The sequence below is a fragment of the Halomonas sp. XH26 genome (assembly GCF_024138895.1).
Classification (GTDB): domain Bacteria; phylum Pseudomonadota; class Gammaproteobacteria; order Pseudomonadales; family Halomonadaceae; genus Vreelandella; species Vreelandella alkaliphila.
Map to the genome: position 1 here is coordinate 3,472,362 of NZ_CP071889.1, position 21,903 is coordinate 3,494,264.

17 protein-coding genes are annotated in these 21,903 nt (G+C 53.6%); 7 read left to right on the top strand and 10 right to left on the bottom strand.

Features of this window, described 5'->3' with window-relative positions; translation table 11 throughout:
* Nucleotides 1-56 precede the first annotated feature (56 nt).
* The 8 genes from J4377_RS15950 to J4377_RS15985 all read right to left on the bottom strand — a co-directional run bounded on the left by J4377_RS15950 (nt 57) and on the right by J4377_RS15985 (nt 8,652).
* Nucleotides 57-1,169, bottom strand: a complete 1,113-nt coding sequence (locus tag J4377_RS15950) for a formate dehydrogenase subunit gamma (protein WP_253486134.1) — start codon at nt 1,167-1,169, stop codon at nt 57-59.
* Nucleotides 1,170-1,180: 11 nt separating this feature from the next.
* The gene (fdh3B, locus tag J4377_RS15955; protein ID WP_009722867.1) at nt 1,181-1,795 is read right to left on the bottom strand and encodes a formate dehydrogenase FDH3 subunit beta; all 615 of its coding nucleotides are present in this window, start codon (nt 1,793-1,795) and stop codon (nt 1,181-1,183) included.
* Nucleotides 1,796-1,868: 73 nt separating this feature from the next.
* A complete protein-coding gene (locus J4377_RS15960) occupies nt 1,869-4,721 on the bottom strand; it encodes a molybdopterin-dependent oxidoreductase (protein ID WP_253486135.1) in 2,853 nt (950 codons plus the stop codon).
* A 24-nt stretch (nt 4,722-4,745) separates the two neighbouring features.
* Complete coding sequence (locus tag J4377_RS15965) at nt 4,746-4,949, bottom strand: twin-arginine translocation signal domain-containing protein (RefSeq protein ID WP_120386282.1); 204 nt, start codon at nt 4,947-4,949, stop codon at nt 4,746-4,748.
* Between the two features lie 79 nt (nt 4,950-5,028).
* Nucleotides 5,029-5,682, bottom strand: a complete 654-nt coding sequence (locus J4377_RS15970) for a molecular chaperone (RefSeq protein WP_120386281.1) — start codon at nt 5,680-5,682, stop codon at nt 5,029-5,031.
* Nucleotides 5,683-5,686: 4 nt separating this feature from the next.
* A complete protein-coding gene (locus tag J4377_RS15975; RefSeq protein WP_253486136.1) occupies nt 5,687-7,405 on the bottom strand; it encodes a 4Fe-4S binding protein in 1,719 nt (572 codons plus the stop codon).
* Nucleotides 7,406-7,591: 186 nt separating this feature from the next.
* Nucleotides 7,592-8,215: a DUF3306 domain-containing protein gene (locus tag J4377_RS15980; RefSeq protein ID WP_253486137.1), complete on the bottom strand. Its 624-nt coding sequence runs from the start codon at nt 8,213-8,215 to the stop codon at nt 7,592-7,594.
* On the bottom strand, nt 8,212-8,652 hold the full coding sequence (locus tag J4377_RS15985) for a DUF3305 domain-containing protein (protein WP_253486138.1): 441 nt from the start codon (nt 8,650-8,652) through the stop codon (nt 8,212-8,214). The genes J4377_RS15980 and J4377_RS15985 overlap by 4 nt, the downstream gene beginning before the upstream one ends.
* 146 nt (nt 8,653-8,798) lie before the next feature.
* On the opposite strand from J4377_RS15985, the gene J4377_RS15990 reads away from it, so the two are divergent.
* From J4377_RS15990 to J4377_RS16010, 5 genes are read left to right on the top strand one after another with little or no spacing between them, the layout of a single operon-like run.
* Complete coding sequence (locus J4377_RS15990; protein ID WP_253486139.1) at nt 8,799-9,656, top strand: formate dehydrogenase accessory sulfurtransferase FdhD; 858 nt, start codon at nt 8,799-8,801, stop codon at nt 9,654-9,656.
* Nucleotides 9,653-10,288, top strand: a complete 636-nt coding sequence (mobA, locus tag J4377_RS15995) for a molybdenum cofactor guanylyltransferase MobA (protein WP_253486140.1) — start codon at nt 9,653-9,655, stop codon at nt 10,286-10,288. Before J4377_RS15990 ends, mobA begins: the two co-directional genes overlap by 4 nt.
* Nucleotides 10,285-11,538, top strand: a complete 1,254-nt coding sequence (gene glp, locus J4377_RS16000) for a gephyrin-like molybdotransferase Glp (protein ID WP_253486141.1) — start codon at nt 10,285-10,287, stop codon at nt 11,536-11,538. The genes mobA and glp overlap by 4 nt, the downstream gene beginning before the upstream one ends.
* Entirely contained in the window at nt 11,535-12,542 is a 1,008-nt protein-coding gene (gene moaA / locus J4377_RS16005; protein WP_253486142.1) for a GTP 3',8-cyclase MoaA, read from the top strand. The genes glp and moaA overlap by 4 nt, the downstream gene beginning before the upstream one ends.
* 3 nt (nt 12,543-12,545) lie before the next feature.
* On the top strand, nt 12,546-13,565 hold the full coding sequence (locus J4377_RS16010) for a GTP-binding protein (RefSeq protein ID WP_038478599.1): 1,020 nt from the start codon (nt 12,546-12,548) through the stop codon (nt 13,563-13,565).
* On the opposite strand, the gene J4377_RS16015 is transcribed toward J4377_RS16010, so the two are convergent.
* Nucleotides 13,545-16,658, bottom strand: a complete 3,114-nt coding sequence (locus tag J4377_RS16015) for an EAL domain-containing protein (protein WP_253486143.1) — start codon at nt 16,656-16,658, stop codon at nt 13,545-13,547. The genes J4377_RS16010 and J4377_RS16015 overlap by 21 nt on opposite strands.
* A gap of 185 nt (nt 16,659-16,843) precedes the next feature.
* On the opposite strand from J4377_RS16015, the gene J4377_RS16020 reads away from it, so the two are divergent.
* The gene (locus tag J4377_RS16020) at nt 16,844-17,749 is read left to right on the top strand and encodes a LysR family transcriptional regulator (protein ID WP_253486144.1); all 906 of its coding nucleotides are present in this window, start codon (nt 16,844-16,846) and stop codon (nt 17,747-17,749) included.
* A 228-nt stretch (nt 17,750-17,977) separates the two neighbouring features.
* On the top strand, nt 17,978-18,850 hold the full coding sequence (locus J4377_RS16025) for an ABC transporter substrate-binding protein (RefSeq protein ID WP_253486145.1): 873 nt from the start codon (nt 17,978-17,980) through the stop codon (nt 18,848-18,850).
* On the opposite strand, the gene J4377_RS16030 is transcribed toward J4377_RS16025, so the two are convergent.
* Nucleotides 18,847-21,903 carry an efflux RND transporter permease subunit gene (locus J4377_RS16030; protein ID WP_253486146.1) on the bottom strand — a complete coding sequence of 1,019 codons (3,057 nt, stop codon included), beginning with the start codon at nt 21,901-21,903 and terminating at the stop codon, nt 18,847-18,849. The genes J4377_RS16025 and J4377_RS16030 overlap by 4 nt on opposite strands.

Below are 21,903 nucleotides of genomic sequence, written 5' to 3' on the forward strand. Positions count from 1 at the left end.
AGCATAACAAAAGACACCGCCCGAAGGCGGTGTCGAGTGGCAATTAAGCGAACCGGCTAGCTAGGTTTGGTAGCGGAAACATCGCCACTACTGCTGCCCGTTTTTTGTGCCGCAATTTCCTCTTCGCTCATGGCTGTATCTTTGACCTCCTCGTACCACAAGTTGTGGTGCTCTTTGGCCCAGGTTTCATCGACATAGCCAGTGGTCATACCTTCCAGTGAGCCTTCCGTACCAACAGTACCAATATAGATATGGCCCAGCGCGACAGCCGTCAGACCAAGCGCACCCACCGCATGGATGATGTTGGCCCACTGCATGGTATCGCGGCCTTGGCCATAGTTGGGGAAGTCGAGCACAAAACCACTCGCGATCACCACCAAGCCAGCAGTGGCTAATAGCCAGTACCACGCTTTTTCGCCACCGTTGGCAAAACCCGCGTCAGGATGGTGCTTGCCTGTTAACCCACCTGCCTTTTTAAACCATACCCAGTCATGCTTCTTAGGAATATTGTCTTTCAGCAAGCTAATTAACAGTACAACGAGTAGCACACCGAATATCGGGCCAAGATAGTTATGCAGCACTTTGGAAGCTGAAATCATCCATGCCCAGACGGCGTCGCCAAACAGCGTGCGGAACACAAACTTACCAAACAGCAGATTCAACCCTGTTAACGCCAAGGTGATAAACAGGGTGGCAACGGTCCAGTGCAGTGAACGCATTAGCAACGACCAGCGAAAAAGCTTACGCCCTGTGCGCGGCTCATCAAGATGTTTGCGCCCAACCATAAAGTAGAACAGCGCAATCACCACGATCATCCCGCCAATCGCAATCAAACCAAACGGCGACACCCAACGGTTTCGGATCTGCCGCCAGGTTTCGCCACTTGAATTGATCAGATTGTAGTTACTGTCAAAACGCGAGTCGCGGTAGTTAGGCCCTGTTTCACCACTGCGCACCTGGCGCCACTGATCTGCACTAATACCTGGAGCAGCGGTCACCATCTCGCGGTCTGCGTCAGCCTGGGCAACCGCTAGTTGGGACATGCCAAGGCTGGCAGCCAGCAGCAGTAACAGGATGCCGATACGCCAACAGCGCTGGAAAAACGCCCTTACCCAGAACGCTAGCGCAGGCGCCTCTGGTGTCATTGTGGTCGTGGTCATCGTTGTCATGACACGCCTCCTTACCCTTTACGGGCAGCATCGTAGGCAAGGTTGTCAGTACTGGCCTGGGGGTTATTCGACCAAGCACCATCTTTATGGCCACGATGGACGACACGCTGGCGGAAGATATCGGCAACATCTTGCGCATCACCCGCTAGAAGGGCTTTGGTAGAGCACATTTCCGCACATAGCGGCAGCTTGCCTTCCGCGATGCGATTGGAGCCGTACTTCTCGTACTCCTCCTCTTTGCTCTCGGCGGGGCCACCTGCACAGAATGTGCACTTGTCCATTTTTCCGCGCTCGCCAAATGCATTTTGTTGTGGAAACTGCGGTGCGCCAAAGGGGCACGCATAAAGGCAGTAGCCACAACCAATGCACAGGTCTTTATCGTGCAGCACGATGCCATCATCGGTTTTATAGAAGCAGTCAGTCGGACATACCGCCATGCATGGCGCATCGTCACAGTGCATACAAGCCACTGAAATCGACATCTCATCCGCTTCGCCGTCGTTGAGTGTGACCACCCGGCGACGCTGGATACCCCACTCCACATCATTGGCATTTTTACAGGCGGTGACACAGCCGTTGCACTCGATGCAGCGCTCGGCGTCACACATAAATTTCATTTGAGCCATGGTGTTCTCCTCTCACCAGCGCGGGCACTTACCCGCGCTGGGCTCTGTCAGGTCGGTCGAGACGTTTATTGGCTTAAGCCCGCTCAATTCGGCAGATGGTGCACTTGGTTTCCTGCATCAGTGTCACCGGATCATAGCCATAAGTGGTGGCTGTGTTAGCCGCCTCACCAATGACGTACGGGGCAGACCCGTCCGGATAACGATCCCGCAAGCTCTCGCCTTGGAACATGCCGCCAAAGTGGAACGGCATAAAGGCAACCTTGCGATCAACCCGAGGCGTGACCAGGGCTTTCACCTTCACTCGGCCACCTTCAGCACCTTCAACCCATACGTCGTCGCCATCACGTACGCCAATGTCATTAGCATCCGCAGGGTTCATCTCGACAAACATCTCTTGCTGTAGCTCGGCCAGCCACGACATAGAACGTGTTTCTTCACCGCCTCCCTCGTATTCAACCAAGCGACCCGACGTGAGAATAATCGGATAATCGGCACTGTTATCGCGATCCTGGATGGTTTTGTACATCGTGGGCAGGCGCATAATTGAGTCAAAGTCATCCCAGGTGGGATAGCGTTCGACTAGGTCGCGACGGGTGGTGTATAGCGGCTCGCGGTGTTTCGGCACCGCATCTGGGAAGGTCCATACCACGGCGCGCGCTTTCGCGTTGCCATAAGGCGCGCAACCACGACCAATCGCCACCCGTTGGATACCGCCTGAGAGGTCGGTTTTCCAGTTTCTACCTTCCGCGGCCGTTTTCTCAACGTCAGTCAGATCATCCCACCAACCGAGGTCTTTAAGCAGTTGGTCGGTAAACTCGGGGTAGCCGTCATCAATCTCGCCACCTACTGGCGCCGAGCCCTCAGCCAGCAAATTAACGCCGTCACGCTCAATGCCAAAACGGGCACGGAAACCCATACCGCCTTCCATTACCGGCACGCTAGTGTCATAGAGGTTGGGTGAGCCAGGGTGATTAAACTCTGGTGTGCCCCAGCACGGCCACGGCAGGCCGTAGTAATCACCGTCGGCAGGGCCACCTTGGGCACGCAAGTTCTGAAAGCTGAAGGTATGCCAGTTTTTCTGGTGCTCTTTGAGGCGCTCAGGGCTTTGGCCGGTGTAGCCAACAGTCCACATGCCACGGTTGATTTCACGCAGCACGTCATCAATCAGAGGCTCGTTGCCGTTCATCTCGAAGTTCTTCACGAACTCATTACCAAAGCCAAGCTTGTTGGCAAATAGGTACATAATTTCGTGATCAGGCTTTGATTCAAATAGCGGCTCAATGACTTTGTCGCGCCACTGAATAGAGCGGTTGGTTGCCGTCACGCTGCCGGTAGTTTCAAACTGGGTCGCTGCAGGCAGCAGATAAACACCATCAGAGCGGTCGTGCATTACCGAGGCAACCGTGGGATAAGGATCAACGATGACCATCATCTCAAGCTTCTGCATGGCTTTTTGCATTTCCACGCCGCGGGTTTGCGAGTTGACCGCGTGCCCCCAATAGAACATCGCTTTTAGCGCGGTGCGCTGGGAGATATTTTCATCCTCTTCCAGTACACCATCTACCCAGCGGGATACGGTAATACCGCTGGAGTACATCGGCTTTCCATCAGCGTACTCGGTATCGTCAAAGCGACCTTTTAGCCACTCATAATCGACACCCCACACCTGGGACCAGTGCTGCCATGCGCCTTCAGCCAAACCGTAATAGCCCGGTAACGAGTCACAGCCAAGGCCGAGGTCGGTAGCACCCTGTACGTTATCGTGGCCCCGCAAAATGTTGGCACCACCACCGGACTTACCAATATTGCCCAGCGCCAGCTCTAGAATGCAGTACGCGCGGGTGTTGTTGTTACCGGTGGTGTGCTGGGTACCGCCCATACACCAGACCACGCAGCCCGGACGATTGTCAGCAAGCCGCTTGGCCACATCGAACATATCCGCTTCCGGTACGCCAGTAATGTCTTCCACGACACTCGGCGTGAACTGAGCCACCTCTGCACGCACCTCATCCATACCGTAAACACGCTGGCTGATATACTCACTGTCTTCCCAGCCGTTCTCAAAGATGTGCCACAACAAGCCCCAGATATAAGCGACGTCAGAGCCAGGACGCAGGCGTACGTATTTATTGGCTTTTGCTGCGGTACGCGTAAAGCGTGGATCCGCGACGATGATGTCGCAGTTATTACGCTCTTTAGCAATGAGAATATGCTGCATCGCGACCGGGTGAGCTTCACTCGGGTTGGAGCCGATAAACAGAATTGCCTTGCTGTTCTGCATATCATTGAGCGAGTTGGTCATCGCCCCGTAACCCCAGGTGTTAGCAACACCTGCCACGGTGGTGGAGTGACAAATTCGCGCTTGGTGATCTGTGTTGTTGGTGCCCCACATGGAGGCCAGCTTGCGCATCAAATACGCCTGCTCGTTATTAAACTTGGCCGACCCGAGCCAGTAAACACTGTCTGGTCCGTGGGCTTCACGCAGTTCAAGCAGCTTGTCGCCTATTTCATTAACCGCGTCGTCCCAACTCAGTCGCTGCCATTCACCAGCCACTAGCTTCATGGGGTATTTTAGGCGACGGGTGGAGTGACCGTGCTGGCGTAGCGAGGCCCCTTTGGCACAGTGAGCACCGCGGTTAATCGGGTGATCAAAAGCGGGTTCTTGTTTTGTCCAAATGCCTTCTTGAACTTCTGCATAGACACCACAGCCCACCGAACAGTGGGAACAAATGGTGCGCTTGGTCTCAACGGGTGAGTCTAATACGGGGGTTTTATTCGCCGACTCGGCGCGCTGCATCATCGGCGCGCCCATAAAGCCCGCAGCTGCGACGCCACCGGTGGCAACGCCACTACGCTTTAAAAATTGACGACGGGAGATTCCAAGCCCTGAAGCGTTGGGAGTATTAGTTTTGCGAGTTAGACGCATGGCAGTTCTCCTGGCATTTTGCCGTCAATCACGCAGCGACGCATAGTAAGCGCGAATATGGTCAGTTTCGTGGTAGTTCGTTGTTTGTTTTTTAGGCTCAGTCGACGTGGTGCTACCGGCTTGAGCTAGCGTGACGTGACCTACAGCAGCGGCCGCACCGGCAGCGGCGGTACCTAGCCCAACGGTTTTCATAAACCGGCGGCGCTCAGGGTTGTGTGACGTGTGCATGGGTTTCTCCTCTATCATGCCCTTATTCTTTTACATGGCCCGCAGGCCCTATTATTCGCTTACCACTGCGCATTGCCACTCACGGTGTGGCATCGCGCGCCGCGCCGGCTGCGGTTGTCGTTGGCTCCACAATCCGCACCGCTTGATAGGCCGCTCTTTCGCTCAACGTTGCCTGCTCGCTTTCCATGAACGCGCCGCCCAACTGACCAAGCGATGCGTAAAAAACAGTGTCTACGTTAGTGAGATCGCCAAAACAGCGCGTTGACCAGGGAGCCATGTGTTGCTGGAAGAAGTAGCTCTGCTCGCTGCTTTGTGACGTAATCAGCATCGCCATTACCTCACATATAGCAGCCAAATGATCTTCTGGCTCGCGGGTATGCTCGCTACGCTCAAACCCCAGCGCCCGAAGATCCTGACGCAGGGCAACTAATGCTGCCTCCATTAATTCCCCGTTGCGGTACCAAGACGCGTAAGGCACTACCTCGCCCTGAATAACGCCAACAAGAAGACGAAAGTGGGCACGCTGAAGGCTATCTACACTGCTTTGGCCAGCAGCACTTGAGAGCGCTGCCCAACACTCAGCCAGTCGGCTGCCGTCTTGCTCAATGTCTAGGCTGGCTAGCCACGCTAATAACTCACTGTCAGGTGCCTGTCGTAGCAAGCTGGCTAAAAGCTGATAAATATCGGCCCGCAGTGCGTCGGTATCGCTAAGTGTGGGCATTGCATCACTCATTGCTTTACACCTTTAGTTGCGCATCCGGGTCACGGATCATAGTTTTCCAGACATCTTTGACCCGACAGTCCTCGCACATTTCTAGCCGCGCTAGCGCATCGCCCGCGAAATAGGGGTGATTAGCTAGCTTCGCTTTGATCGTTGCTATCGTACTGGCAGTGGCAAACGGCTTGCCGCAGCCAATGCACTCAAAAGCCGCCTCTTCGTGGCAAATGTGCCGTGTGTCGCGTTCCGGTGCAGCCAAAAAACCAGGAAGCAGCGTAATCGCGCTTTCAGGGCACGCCTGTTCACATAGCCCGCACTGCACACAGTCTGACTCCAAGAAACTTAGCGCTGGTGTATCGCCTCCTGCTTTCAATGCCGGCGTCGGACAATTACTAACGCAGGCATGGCAAAGCGTGCAGGCTTCACGATCTACTTGAATACCGCCATAAGCAGCCCCTTCAGGCATGCTATGCCGGTCATTGCTAGGCGCTCCAAGTGCCGCCAGTGTTGCTAGCACTTGATTAAAGCGGGCACGCTTATGGGGTTCGGTAAAGGTCAGCGCAGCATCGGTTAATGGCGTAAGAGTGGGAAGTGCATCGCGCTCATCAGTCTGCTCCGGCTGCAGCAGCTTAATCCGCGTAGTGTCATGCCCCAGCGCTTCTAGCAGGCCGTGGGCTTGGGCGACTTGATGGGTGATGAACGTGGTTAAACGAGGCGGCATCTCATCGTGCAACTGAATACGCACCTCAGCAGCTCCGTTCGCCAACGCGGTAAGCCACTGATCGTGGCCAGCAGCACCCAGCTCTTCAAGCGGGACATCAAGCAAGTGGCCTGGCGTCACAACACCTGCTTTGCGTTCAGCATCAAGAGAGTCATGGGTGACAAAACGCATCACAGGCGCTTGACCACCCGCCTCGCGGTAGGCAGCCAACCACGTCGCTAAGGTGTCTTGCTGACGACGAGTTTCCGGCAGGCGAAATTCAATCGCACCGGTTGGGCAAGCACTGGTACAACTGCCCACCCCTTGGCAAAGGAACGGGTCAATTTCAATACGCGATTCAATGCGCCCCTGAACGCTGGAGATAGCATCTGCAGGGCAAACATCCAAACAGCGCGTACAGCCAACGTTGCCACTCGCGGAATGCGCACAAAGATCACTATTAACCTGGAAATAGCGTGGTTTATCGAACTCACCGACGAGGTCAATAACGCTTTCCAGAACCTCACCACGCTGAGATTCTTGGGCTAACCAATCCAGACACACATAGCCTGGCGGGGGGATTTCCCATGACTGAGTACTGTTCGACGAGCCTGCTGCCGTTAAGTCGAGCACCACATCAAACACGTCACGCTCAATTAGTGCTTGAGCCAGATTGAGCGTGTCGCTATCCGCGGGCGCTATTTCAACGCGAAAGGCACCAAGATAACCAGTGATTCGCAGTTGGGATTGCTGAGTATCGTTTAGCGTTTGGCAGATGAGAGGCTCGCTGGCAGCCGCTAAATCAACTGCAGAATCAGTTGTCAGCAGCGTCAACGATGCCAAGCCACGACCCTGTAACACTCGGGCAGCTTGGCTAACCTCATGTGAATTACCCATCAACAGCGCATGGCCGCGGCTGTGATAAGTCACGTTAGCAGGCGTTAAGTTAACCGGCCACGAGATACGCTGGCGTACCGCTTCGCGGGCGGTGACGTTAATCTGGTCATCTACCGATGCCAGTTGGATTCGTTGGTTCATGCATTCTCACGGTCCGAAAGTCGTTTTTTTTATAATTAAAAGTCATGTTTTTTACTTTAATGGCATATCTTAGCGCTTTCTCTACCTTGAGCGTATGGTGCCTAGGCGTTTTTTGCCACTTTAAAGCGCATTGGCGTCTCAACGCCTCATCACCATAATCACCATAACCAGCTGTTTATAAAAAATTTATTCTTTACTAATACATTCGTCTACCTTGCTATTGGACGAATCAGACTGGTCGTCTAGTGACGTTTTTTGTACAAAATCACTATCACTTGTACAGGCATCAATTTCTTCAGGTGGGGTAGTAGTGTCGTCATCTGCGATGTTCTCATCGTCTGCTTCTGCGGGCCTATCTACTGCCTCTTCCGCTTTGTTTGCCCAACGGCGAAGCTTGCCTGCCAGTTCAGTAGCCATAGGCTTAAGCTGCTGGCGATAATCAGCATCGTAGTCATCCAACCCATCGCGCACGTTGTAGTTACCGGTGGCCCATAGTCTTTTTAGGGCACGGCGGCGCAGTGCAGCGCTAACACCTGGTGCCATGAACGCGCTGAAATCACTGCCTGCCGGTAAGTGATCAGGGTCGGGTAAAGTGTGATCCAAGCTGCCAGGAAGGGGGGGCGCGTCATCAACGCTAGCCTCTGCATCCAACGATTCAGTATCGCTGGAAGCAGCACTTAGCGCATCGGCCTCCAGCCCTAGCTCTGACTTCGGCTCTGCGCTGTCGTTGGGAGGGTTATCTAATGCTGCGTCGGCTTCGTCGCTTTCAACGCCACGCTTTTTACGTGACCAGCGTTCAAGTCTGCTCACTGGGGCTGCTCCTTGGTCGGGGTTTTTTTAGCCCGACCGGCTCCCTTATGCTTCTTTTTGCGCTTTTCTGGTGGCGCTTCACCATGGCGCGCTAAATAGCTTTCCAGCCATACCTGAATCGCCATCGGCATCGATGCTTCGAGTACCTGTTGTTCACCATCAAGCCAACCTGCTGCTACATCTTGGCTTGCGGTAATAGCATCAGGCTTGGGCGCTTGCCCGGTAAAACCAGCGCGAACAAAAAGACGCGGGGTTGCTGACGTGAGGTTAAAGCGGTAGGCCGCTCGCTCTGTCATCGACAGTTGAAGGCTAAGCACATAGTCACCTTGCTCACCAGGCGTGAGCTCAGCGATACGCCATTGCGTTAAGGTAAAGCCCCTCACCTGCTTGGGCTCTGCCACCAAGGTAATGCTCAAAGAGCGCAGATTCTCACTCATACGGATAGACCACCTTAGACCTTGAATGGGTAGACAAGTAAGCCTTTTGAGCGCCATCATCGTCAACTCAGAGTGTTTTACTCAACTATTATAATTCACATGTATGCGTTACATGATTCTTCACTAGGTTCCAACGAGGATTGCGGATGCCCGCCCTTCAGTTAAGCCGAGCCCGCTTACCGGCCACGACGACAATCAATGTGCTGGATGCTTACGGCGACTCTCGCCAACAAGCCATCGCCGCAGAGCGCGCGCTGACGGTTTATCTCAATAAGCGTGAAATTGTCACGCTAATGACGCTGGGCGATGACCCTGAAGCCTTGGTGGTGGGCTACCTACGCAACCAGGGATTGCTGCGTCGCGCGGAAGATTTATTGGCGGTACAGGTGGATTGGGAGGTGGAGTCCGCAGCTGTCGTCACCGATTATTTACCTGACGATTTAGACAACCGGCTAAGTACCCGTACCGTCACCACGGGTTGCGGTCAGGGGACCGTGTTCGGCAAATTACTGGAACAAACATCGCTCTCTGCGTTACCTGAGACACCGCTGGCGCAATCAACGCTTTATCAATTACTAACCAATTTGAATACCTACAACGAGACCTATCGCAGCGCGGGAGCAGTACACGGTTGCGCGCTGTGCCACCAAAGCCGCGTGCTCGACTTCGTTGAAGATGTCGGACGTCACAATGCGGTGGATACCCTGGCAGGCCACCAGTGGCTCAACCAGGCCGAAAGCAGTAGTGCTGATATTTTCTATACTACTGGCCGCCTAACTTCCGAAATGGTGTTGAAAGTGGCGCAAATGGGGATCAGCGTGCTGGTTTCACGTTCAGGGGTGACCCAAAAAGGTGTGGAGCTGGCGGAACGCTTCGGCGTGATGCTGATTGCTCGGGCTAAAGGCAAAAACTTCCAGGCGATTAATACCGCTAACCGCCTAACGTTAGATGCCATCCCAGCCAAACCACCCAGTGCGCGCACGTCTAAGGAGGCCGGTATATGATCACCCCGCAAACCCTCACTGGCATGATTCTCGCGGGCGGCGAAGGCCGCCGTATGGGTGGCCGTGACAAAGGCCTTGAACCCTTCGCTGGGCTACCGCTCGTGGCCCATGTAGCTAAGCGCTTTGATGGCCATGTCTCTGAACTACTGATCAACGCCAATCGCAACACTGATGCCTATGCACTGTTTGCAACCCGGGTTATTGAGGACGCGGAAGGTGGCTTTAAAGGCCCCTTGATGGGCATTTATAGTGGCCTACGCGCTGCTAAAACATCCTGGCTACTGGTTGCCCCTTGCGACTCACCTGCCCTACCTAATGACCTCGTGGCGCGTATGGTGGCGGGCATCACCTCAGCGAGTGGTGAACACGATATCGCCGTTGCGTATGACGGCGAGCGCCTGCACCCAGTCGTCGCGCTGCTGCGCACCTCGCTTGCCGATGACTTAGCGAATACGCTGGCTGAGGGCGAACGTAAAATCGACCGCTGGTACGCTCGCCACTCATGGTGCAAGGTCGATATGTCGGATTGCCCGGAAACGTTTGCCAACCTCAATACTGAAGAAGAAAAAGCTCGGCTGGAGCTAACACTAAGCACTATCTTTAAAGATCCAGCCTCGAAGGAAACATCATGAGCCTGTCGTGCTTCGAACTCGGTGAGCAAATGCTCAGTGTTGACGCAGCGCGAGAGGCACTGCTGTCCTTGGCTGAACAGCCCGTTGCGGTAGAGTCGGTAGCGCTTAGCCAAGCTCATGGTAGGCGCTTAGCCACCGATATCACCGCGCCAATTAACGTGCCACAGAATACCAATGCCGCCATGGATGGTATCGCCCTGGCGTGGCCAGATGAGCAGCCTCAGCAAACCAAATGGCCGATTGCAGGCGATGCCTTTGCCGGACAGACGTTTGAAGGCAGCGTACCTCTCGGCCAGTGCGTACGCATTACCACAGGCGCTCCCTTACCGTCAGGCACCGACACCATTATCATGCGCGAGCAGCTTAGCGAGCATGACGGCAGTGTCACCATTGATTCCCCTGAGCGGGTTAGCCATGGTCAGCATGTGCGCCAAGCGGGGGAAGATATTGCCCTAGGCGAGGTAGCACTGCTAGCTGGCACGCGGCTAGATGCCGCCTGTTTGGGGTTAATCGCCTCACTGGGCTATGGTGAGGTTTGTGTTTTCAGGCGTCCAAAGGTGGCGATTTTCTCTACTGGAAATGAGGTCACTCCCCCTGGCGAAGCGCTGCCCAGCGCAGGCATTTACGACACCAATCGTTTTACCTTGATGGGCTTGCTCAACGAACAGGGTGCTGAAGTGATGGATCTAGGCATTTTGCCTGATGACCCCACCACCATTCAAAACGCCCTGGCTAGCGCAGCCAAGCAGTGTGATTTAGTCATTACCAGTGGGGGCGTTTCTGTCGGCCACGCCGATTACACCAGGGAAGCATTGGAAACATTAGGCCAATTAGCTTTTTGGCGCGTGGCGCTGCGACCCGGACGCCCCATGGCCTGCGGCTGGCTGGGTGAATCGCGCAAACCATTTGTCGGCTTACCCGGCAACCCCGTCGCGGTCATGGTAACCTTTAGTCAATTCGTGGTGCCATTATTGGAGCGTTTACAAAATCAACCCTTCGTTCCACCGAGGCGTTTAACAGCCATTACCCAAACTCCGCTAAAAAGTCGCCTAAAGCGCACCGATTTTATACGTGGCATTTATTCAAGCGATGCTCACGGTGTGCTGCAGGTACGTAGTACCGGAGCGCAAGGGTCTGGGATTTTAACCTCGATGGTAGCTGCTAACTGCCTGATTGAACTGGGTGATGATCAAGCAGGCGCCCAGCCAGGCGACGCAGTCTGCATCCAACCACTGACGAGGTGGCAATGACCAAACAACCAATTGCCGAAAAACTCATTGATGATTTCGGACGCCGTGTCAGTTATGTACGCATTTCCGTGACAGATCGCTGCGACTTTCGCTGCGTTTACTGCATGAGCGAAGAGATGACCTTCCTGCCAAGAGCTCAGGTGCTTACGCTGGAAGAACTCGCCATGGTGGCTCAAGCGTTTACCGAATTAGGCGTTGAGAAAATCCGCTTAACTGGGGGCGAGCCGCTAGTGCGTAAAGGCATTGAGCAGCTCGTGGACGACATTGGCGCGCTGCCAGGGCTCAACGACTTCACCATGACCACGAACGGGGCCAGTCTGCGTAAACACGCCAAACGGCTCTATCAAGGGGGGCTGCGCAGGCTCAATATCAGCCTCGACTCTCTTGACCCCGAGCGCTTCAAACAGCTGACTCGGACAGGTGAGTTAGCGAAAGTGATTGACGGCATTCACGCCGCTAAAGAAGCTGGCTTCTCACGCATCAAGCTTAACGCTGTGATTCTCAAGGGGCGCAATGATGATGAAGTGCTGGACCTCGTCACGTTCGCTCGCCAAGAAGGGCTCGATATCAGCTTTATCGAAGAGATGCCGCTTGGCGATGTGTCTGACCACTCGCGGGCCGAGACCTTTTACTCTAGTGACGACGTTCAAGCGCTGATCGAGACACGCTACCCGCTCATACCTACAACGGAAACCACACCTGGGCCTTCGCGCTATTTTAAAATGGCCGATAGCAGCAGTCGGGTTGGCTTTATTTCGCCCCATAGTCACAACTTTTGCGATAGCTGCAACCGCGTGCGGGTAACCGTTGAAGGCCGTCTGCTGCTCTGCCTCGGCAATGAACACTCTGTCGATTTGCGTGCCGTACTGCGCCGGCATCCTGGCAATATGCAGGCGTTGAAAACCGCCATTATTAATGCCTTGCCGCTCAAGCCCGAGCGCCATCACTTTACTACCGATGGCGATGTCCAGGTGGTGCGCTTTATGAATATGACAGGGGGTTAAAGGTTGTCAGCCACTCGCGTGCCCGTGCATATCATTACTGGCTTTCTCGGCAGCGGTAAAACCACGCTTATCCACAGCCTAATCGAGCAAAAGCCTGTGGATGAGAAGTGGGCCATTTTAGTCAATGAGTTTGGCCAAATTGGCATTGATCAAGCAATGTTTGAACAGCGCGACGATGTCGTCGTCAAAGGGCTCCCCGGTGGCTGCCTATGCTGCCAGCTGGCCTTTGTGCTGCAGGCTGCACTGGTCAATTTGCTCGCCCGCAACAAACCAGACCGCGTCATTATTGAGCCTTCGGGGCTTGGCCATCCAGCCGGCTTACTCGACTTGCTGCGCGGCGAAGCCTTTCAAGGTGTTGTGGCCGTTCACGATATTATTGCCACCCTAGATCCGCGCCGGTTAGATGAATCTCGGGTCCGTGAACACGAGACCTTTCAAGATCAGTTGGCCATGGCCGATGCCATCGCCATTACGATGGGTGAGCAAGCTAGTAGCGAACAACATGAGCAGGCGCAGCGGTTTGTGACGGAACTCTGGCCACCACGCAAGTGGGTTCATCGCAGTGAGCATGGCACGATGCCGCTATCGCTGCTGTTGAACAGCGGCCAGACCAGTGCCCAAAAAGATACCACTGTTCCTGATACGCATCGTCAAATGATAACAACCCCCACGCTGGAAGGCGCTTTTTTTGATGCAGCCCCTCCGCTGGGCCAACCTCAGCACAAGACGGCTAGCTCCCTTGGATACACCAGCACAGGCCTCCGTTGGCACCCCAGCGAACGCTTTGACCTTGATCGTTTGGCCGCCCACTTAGGTGAGTTTCCCTCATCTGCGCGAGTAAAAGGCGTCTTTCATACCGAGCAGGGCTGGAAGCAGCTCAATCGAGCCGATGGAACACTTAGTCTCGGCAATAGCGCTTGGCGGCAGGATTCGCGGCTTGAGGTGATTACCCCCGATAATGACGTTGATACCCACACCAATTTACTGACAGAACTGCAATCATCAGGAGCGCTGTTGGGCTAAGAACGTTTTCTCGATAGCGTCTATCGGCATAGGGCGTCCAAATAAATAGCCTTGAAAAGCTTGGCAGCCATGAGCTAGCAACCACGCTTTCTGGCTCTCTGATTCGACGCCTTCGGCAATGACATCAAGATTTAAGCTTTTCGCCAGGGCAATCGTACTCTCCACAATGGCCGCATTAGCGCTGCTTTCTAACACTTGATGGACAAACGACTGATCGATCTTGAGCTGATCAAGTGGCAACTGCGCAAGATAGGCCAGCGATGAATAGCCAGTGCCAAAATCATCCAGAGAAAAACGCACACCTTGGGCTTTCAGGCTAAGCATTTTGTCACGGGCATCGTCTCGCGTTTCCACAAACAGCGACTCGGTAACCTCGAGCTTTAGCCTCTCAAGCGGTGCTTTTGTCCGCTTAAAAACCTGCTGCAAGCGAGATAAAAAATCGCTATCGCGAAACTGCAGTGGGCTGATATTCACGGAAATCGTCAGTTCACGCAGGTGTGGCGTTGCTGCCCAACAGGCTAGCTGACGGCATGCATCTTCAATGACCCACTCACCAACCTCATTAATCAGCCCGGTACTCTCTAATAGCGGAATAAACTCGCCAGGTGAAACCATGCCACGCTCTGGGTGCTGCCAGCGCAGCAGTGCTTCAACTCCAGTAAAGTGACCAAAGCGATTAACTTGAGGCTGGTAATAGAGACGCCATTGATGACTCTCCAATGCCTGCCGCAAGTCGGCTTCAAGCTTAACCCGTGCCAGTAGCGTAGCCTGCATCGAAGGATCAAAAAAGCGTATGGCATGACGCCCACTCGCTTTCGCCTGTAATAAGGCCATATCGACCTGCTGAAGGTAGTCTTCGGCGCTTCGCTGGCTATCGGACACAACCGTAATCCCAACGCATGCGGTCACCATGACTTGCTCTTCAGAAAAGCTAATCGGCTCATCAAGTGCCACCAGAAGTTTCTGGGCAATATGCTCTGCTAAGCGGCGTGTCCGGCGTGGGCTTTCATCCACGCCCTCAATAAGCACTGCAAATTCATCACTACCCAGACGAGCCAACGTATCGGTATCGCGCAACATTTGGCCAAACCGCTGAGCAACCCGCTGAAGTAACTGATCGCCAGCGAGATGCCCCAGGGTATCGTTAATATAGTTGAAACGGTCAATATCAATCACCAACAACGCCCCACATCGCTGATGGCGGTTTAGCTCTTTTAGTGCTGTCTCCATTCTGTCCATAAACAGGCGTCGATTTGCGAAGCCCGTTAATGGATCGTAAAACGCGAGCTGATGGATCTCTTGCTCAGCGGCTTTACGCTCACTGATATCACTCATCGTGGCAACGTAATTGGTGAGCACTCCGTCTGCATCGTAAACAGCACTGATCGTCAGCCACTCAGGGAACAGCTCGCCATTTTTGCGCTGATTCCAGATTTCACCTTCCCAACTTCCTGTGGTCATCACCCGCTTCCACAAGCGCTGATAAAACGCTGCATTATGGTGGCCCGAGCTAAACATACGTGGGTTCTTACCGATCACCTCTGCATCGCTATAGCCGGTTATACGCTTAAACGTCTCATTAACTTTTAAAATATTTCCCCGAGCATCCGCCACTATGATGCCCAGATGTGCTTGAAAAGCAGCCGCTGCAATCTGCAGCTCTACTTCTGCGCGCTTCGCTTCGGTAATATCACGGTTCACCGATAACACTCCCTCAAACTGTCCAGCACTACTTATTAGCGGGCTCACGGTGGCATGAAAGTGGTGTGGCTTTGCGTCAATAGTCAGCGGATACTCAAATCTTTCTACTTGATGAAACTGCTGGACTCGCTCAAAAACGGCGGCAAATGCACGGGCTAAGGGAACCGGCAAGACATGTGAAAAGTGCTTTCCCAGTGCATCTTGGCTATTAATAAGTAGCTGCTCAGGGGAAACCGCATGGATATAGCTAAAGCGCCCTTCCACATCAAATACAAAAATCAAATCCTGGATCGAGTGGACTAGGGCATCCATACGCGCCCCGCGCGCTTGCGCTTCGGCTCTTGCTAGCTCTCGTTCTTTTATTCGCTCATGTAGTTGATAAGCTAACGCGAGGCGGTTTAGGTAGTGGCGAACGCCCCAGGCTCCCAATAGCGTAATCAAACCAGCGACCAACAATAACACCAGCAAACGCTGGCGCCATCCTGTCATCAGCGTATGAAGGTCAACGCCCACTGCAACAAATACCGGATAGTCACTAATGCGTTGCATGTGAAATAAGCGTTTACTTCCGTCAAGGGGCGAGATCGCGGTTAATGTCCGATCAAGATTACCGCTATTTAGCCAGCGCTGTGTATCAGGTGCATCAAGTTGGCTACCAATGAGCATTCCTTCATGGGGAGCCGGGTGCCGAGCAACCACTTTTAGATTTTCATCTATCAGTGCCATACTCTCACCGTCGTACAGTCGCATTTGCTGCAGCGCACTATTGAGGATATGCGGCATGATGCGAGACATAATCACACCAGCGAAATCACCCTGGTCATTCACTAGACGCCTGCCATGGTAGAGAAAGAAACGCTGCTTGCTTGCCGACCAAATAAGCGGCGTCATCATTTCGTCTTGGCCACCTTGTTGAAAGGTGCGGAAAAAAGCGCTGTCGCCAACCCCCTCCCCAACATGTCGATTATCGTTACTGCTTAGACGTAGGCGCCCCTGAGGGTCTAAGACACTAACACTATCGATCAGTGGCACGTACTCGGTAAGATTGTCTAGCGCTCGCTGGACGGCAGTTGCACTTTCCGCCCCTAAACTATCCAACTCCGAATCGTTTGCTTGCTGAACATCCAACAGCTCGGCCAGACTAAACAAACCTTGGCTGCTCTGCCCAAACATGCCTTTCACCCATTCTGACACCACATTCGCACGGGCAATCACGCGGGATTCAGCCGCATTAACTTCTTGGTGATATTGGCCTTTGAGCAACCAGCCAAACAGCGCAATCATCATACATAACGACAAAATATAGAGCGTAATAACGCGCTGTTTTTGGCGCCGAAAGCCAGGCATTGTTTGGCTTTTGTTAGTTACCCGATCACTGCGAGGTAGCAGCATTATATGTAGGCCTTATTCAGATATCCCGAAGCACACCTGATACAGTATAAAAAGAACGGTGAAAGATAGACCACAGCGGCTCCTCGTAAGCGGTGCTAAATAGTGGCGCGGCTTGTTTTTGATGTATATCTATTTTCAGCAAAAAAGCTCATAAAAGTCGTTATTTTACTTAATAAGAGGCTGCCATGGCATCGTTAGGCCAAATGAGTGACTACGAAGTACGCTTGGTACGTATTTTTAAAACGGTAGTGGAATGCGGTGGTTTCACCGCTGCGGAAACCGCTTTAGGCATCAGTCGCTCAGCCATTAGCCAGCACATGAATGATTTAGAAGGCAGGCTAGGCTTTTCACTATGCCAACGTGGCCGAGGCGGCTTTAGTTTAACCGAAGAAGGCAAAGAAATTTACCAAGCAGGTTTGACGCTACTGACCGCGCTCGAAGCCTTTAAAAGCGATGTCAATGCATTGCATCATACCATTAAGGGCGAACTAAATATCGGCATCACCGATAACTTGGTTACCTTGCCCGCCATGCATGTTACTGATGCGCTCGCCGAGCTAACAGCGCCAAACCATGAAGTCACCGTTAATATCCATATGGAACCTTCGGATGCCGTTATTCGAAGCGTAATGGATGGCCATTTGCATGTCGGCGTAGTGCCTGCGGTTAACTTACCCTCCAGCTTGGAAACACAGCTGTTGTATGAGGAGCCTTCGTTTCTTTACTGCGCAGTTGGCCACCCCTTGTTTGATGAAACTGATGAAGCATTCACAGCTGAACAGATCGCCGCTTATCCAGCGATAACACCTCGCTACCCACTCCCTAGCGATGCGCGTAAAGCACATGATGCGTTAAATTTACAAGCGTCTGCCTCTGATCGGGAGGGCGCTGCGTTTTTGATTCTCACTGGACGGTTTATCGGTTTTCTTCCAGAACATGTTGCTGCCCAATGGGTTAATGCCAATAAGATGCGCGCCATTCAGCCGGGTACCCAGCGTTATCAGATTCCGTTTGTTCTAATCACTCGCCATGATCGCCGACCCAACCGGGTGGTCGATGCATTTTTAGGATTTGTGAAAGGCGCAAAATAGCTCACCTGGTTATGCCAAGCACAAAATAATCAAAGCTCGGCGCTTAGCCGAGCTTTGATTATTAACGACGTTTATATATAACGAGTTTATAGCACCGCCCTCCTCTGTGAGGGCGGTCACGCTTTGCGCAACAGCTTGTTCCGCTATAAAAAGGCGACATAGCGCCTCTTCTTTTGAGAATATGAGAAAACATCGCATATAAAACACTTTCTCATAAAAGGAGCTACGATGAAGCCTACCTCTTTTGCCACTAAATTCGTTCCTACATTCGCCACAGCCGTACTGTTTTCAGCCATCAGCGTAAACGCTCATGCCGAACAGCGCCTCGCCACCTTCGACTTAGGCAGTCTAGATACGTTAGATGCGCTGGGCTTAAGCGAGCAGGTGGTTGGCGTCCCCAAGCAGAGTCTGCCCGCCTACCTAGAGCAATACGCTAGCGACCGTTATAGCGATATTGGTGGCCTACGCTCACCGGACATGGAGGCCATCAGCGCTAGCGAACCTAGCCTGATTCTTTACACTGGCCGCCAGGGCGATTGGGAAGAAGCGCTTGGTGATATTGCCCCGCTACTTAACACCAGTTTGCAAGGCGATAACTATCTCGCCGCTTTTGACGACAACGTGCGTGAGCTAGCCAGCCAATTAGGGGCGGAAAGTGAAGCTGACGAGGCACTTGCAACGCTCCATACAGACATTGACGCGCTACGCGAAGCACTCAGCAATGCCCCCAGGACACTGGTCGTCACTCACAACGGCGGCAACCTGATGCTTAACCAACATCCCGTCGTTCACGATGTGTTAGGCGTGGAAGCGCTCAACATGCCGGAGAGTGTGACCTCAGAAACCCGTGGTGAACGCACATTTACACCGCTTTCTGCTGATGCCATTGCCGACATCAAACCAGACGTCGTGCTGGTCATTGATCGCAGCGCCGCCATTGGCGATGAACCTGCGGATGCCGACCAACTGCGCCAAGCACTAGCCGAGGCAGGTACTACCCCCCAGCTAGTGATGCTAACCCCGGCACTTTGGTACCTCTCCGGTGGCGGCCTACAAAGCTTAGCGCTACAAGTTGAAGAGGTCGCTGCTGCGCTGAATTAAGTGCTCGATGAATCCTCATGAATCTTGATCTGGTAAAGCACGCAATAGATCACCGGTAGCACGATAAGGGTGAGTAGCGTGGCAACACCGAGACCACCAATCAGCGCGACCGCCATGCTGGCGAAGAATGCATCACTAATCAGCGGTATCAGCCCCAGCATGGTGGTTAGCGCAGCCATTGAAACTGGTCGCACGCGGCTAATGGCGGCGCGCACCACGGCGTGATAGCGATCTTTGTGTAGTGGCAGTTGAACATTGATTTCTTCCACCAGAACAATGGCATTTTTAATCACCATCCCAATCAAACTCAGCGTGCCCAGCAGCGCCATAAACGAGAAAGGCAACCCGGTTAGCAGTAACGCGGCCACTACGCCGACAATGGTCAACGGCACCAAAAACCAGATCGCCAGCGGCTGACGGAAGTTATTAAACAACACCACCGTGATAATAAACATCATCACCAACCCAAGTGGCAACGATGCAAATAGGCCGCTCTGGGCTTCACCGGCGGTCTCAAATTCACCGCCCCACTCAAGCCGATAACCGGGTGGCAATTCTAGCGCCTCTACTTGAGGTCGGACTTGAGCCAATACGCTAGCCGCCGTCACTCCGCTTAGCGGGTCGGGTTCGCCATACACCGCCAGCATACGCTCTCGGTCACGGCGCATAATTAGTGGATCTGCTACCTGGGTCGTCACATCGCGCATCACTTGATCCGCAGTGATGTAGCGCCCCTGCTCGGCGCTCCATACGTTAAGCGACCCGACATTATCGATATCGTTGCGCTGCTCTGGTATCGCTCTGGCGACAATCGGAATCAAGTCGCTGCCGTCACGGTAGATGCCCACCTGACTACCACTCGTACTCAGCGCCAGTGTGGCTGCCAGATTCTCGCGCGTAACGCCCAGCCGTCGCGCTGTGTCTTCGGCAAAAATTGGCACCACGGCCTGAACACGGTTACGCCAGTTGGTGCGGACACTGACCATATTAGACGTATCACTAAACAGTGCTGCGACTTGATCACCTAGCTGGCGTAATACAGCGGGGTCGCTGCCGTAAAGCCTGGCTTCGATCTTGGCTTTCGGGGCAGGGCCAACTTCCAGCGGGGCAATTTTATAGTCGATATCGCTGTGATCGCGTTCAAGTACGGCTTCGATATCCGCCATGCGCGCTTGCTGTATAGCTTTGTCATCGGTTTCGACAATTAGCTGAGAATAGCTGGCATAGCGGTCTTCCGGCGCATAGGTCAGAGTAAAGCGCTGGGCACCGCCGCCTACCACGGTGGTGAGATGGCGGACACCCTCCATTTCCATAACCACCTCTTCCAGCTCTGCAACCCGCCGCTCGGTTTCCAGAATATCGGTGCCTTCCGGCGTGCGGTAATCAACAAAGAAGATGGGCGTATTTGAGGCAGGGAAAAAGGCATTTTTGACGGAACCAAAACCGACAACCGCACCTGCCAGTATGACCATCACCAGACCAAGTGTTAGCCAACGCAGCCGGATACCCGCCACAATCACGCGGCTAAACAAACGGTACACCATCCCTTTGTAAGGATCTTCATCTGTGCTGCTAGGCGCCACATTGCGAAACAGCAGTTTGAAATAGAAAGGCGTGAGCGTCAGCGCTGTCAGCCAACTTAGCAGCAGTGAATACAGCAACACATAGAACAGCGAGCCGATAAATTCACCGGTGGTATCTGGCGACAACCCAATTGGAGCAAACGCGGCAACTGCGATCAGCGTGGCTGCTAGCAGCGGCCAGGCATTTTGTTTAACCACCTGATGCGCCGACTCACGAATACTCTGGCCACGCTTTAGGCCCACCAGCATGCCTTCAGTGACCACAATGGCGTTATCGACCAGCATCCCCAGGGCTATAATCAGTGCCCCCAGCGAGATTTTTTCCAATTGCAGACCGTGAATGCGCATCAGCATAAAGGTGCCAATAATGGTAATCAGCAGAATAAAGCCCATTAGTAGGCCGCTGCGCCAGCCCATAAACAGCATGAGCACCACAATGACAATGGCTACCGCCTGGATCAGGCTGATTAAGAAACCGGATACCGCCTCATCCACCACGCTCGGCTGGTCATAGACCACGTTGAGTTCCATACCCAACGGGGTGCGTGCTTCCAGTTCTTCAAGCCGCTGTTCAAGCCGGGCGCCTACTTCGACCACGTTGACGCCGCTTTCAAACGAGATGCCCAGGGAAATAGCCGGTCGCCCCATGTCGCGGTAAAGCTGCTGCGGTTGCTCGGTCAAGCCACGGGAAACCTCTGCGATATCGCTCAGCCTTACCAGCTCGCCGTTACCTTCACTAACGATTAACGCGCGTAAATCATCAATATCGGCGGAACTACCCGAAGGCGTTACTCGGAAACGCTGCCCCCCCTGTTTCAAGTGACCCGAGTCCACTACGGCATTTTGCGTATTAAGCAATTGTTGGAGTGAACTTAGCGGAATGTTCAGCGCACGTAGCCGCTCTCGGTCAACTTCAATGAAAATGCGCTCCTCTCTTACTCCCGCCAGAGACACCTTTTCAACGCCGTCGACCAAGGCGAGTTCACGCTTAAGAAACTCGGCCTGGCTTTTCAAATCGGGCATGGCATAGCCATCACCGGTCAGGTTAATCATCAAGCCGAACACATCGCCAAAGTCATCGTTAACTCGTGACTGGCTAGCACCTGGCGGCAAGGCGGCCTGCGCATCGCCAACTTTACGGCGTAACGAATCCCACAGCTGCTGAAGCTCATCGTTTTGCACCGTGCTTTGCAGCTCGATGGTGATTTGAGAAAACCCGTTAGAACTCACCGAGCTGATGCGTTTAATCGCGGGCATTTCTTGAATGGCTTCTTCTAGCGTCGAGGTGACTTCCTGCTCCACTTCTTCTGGCGTAGCGCCAGGATACTGGGTGGTGACTAGCGCATTACGAATGGTAAATTCAGGAAACTCAAGCTGCCCCATGCCAGTGAAAGCGAGCGCCCCGCCGAAGAGCAGCACCACGGTCATTAAATAACTAGCGGCCCGGTGGCGTAAGAAGTAATCAACCAT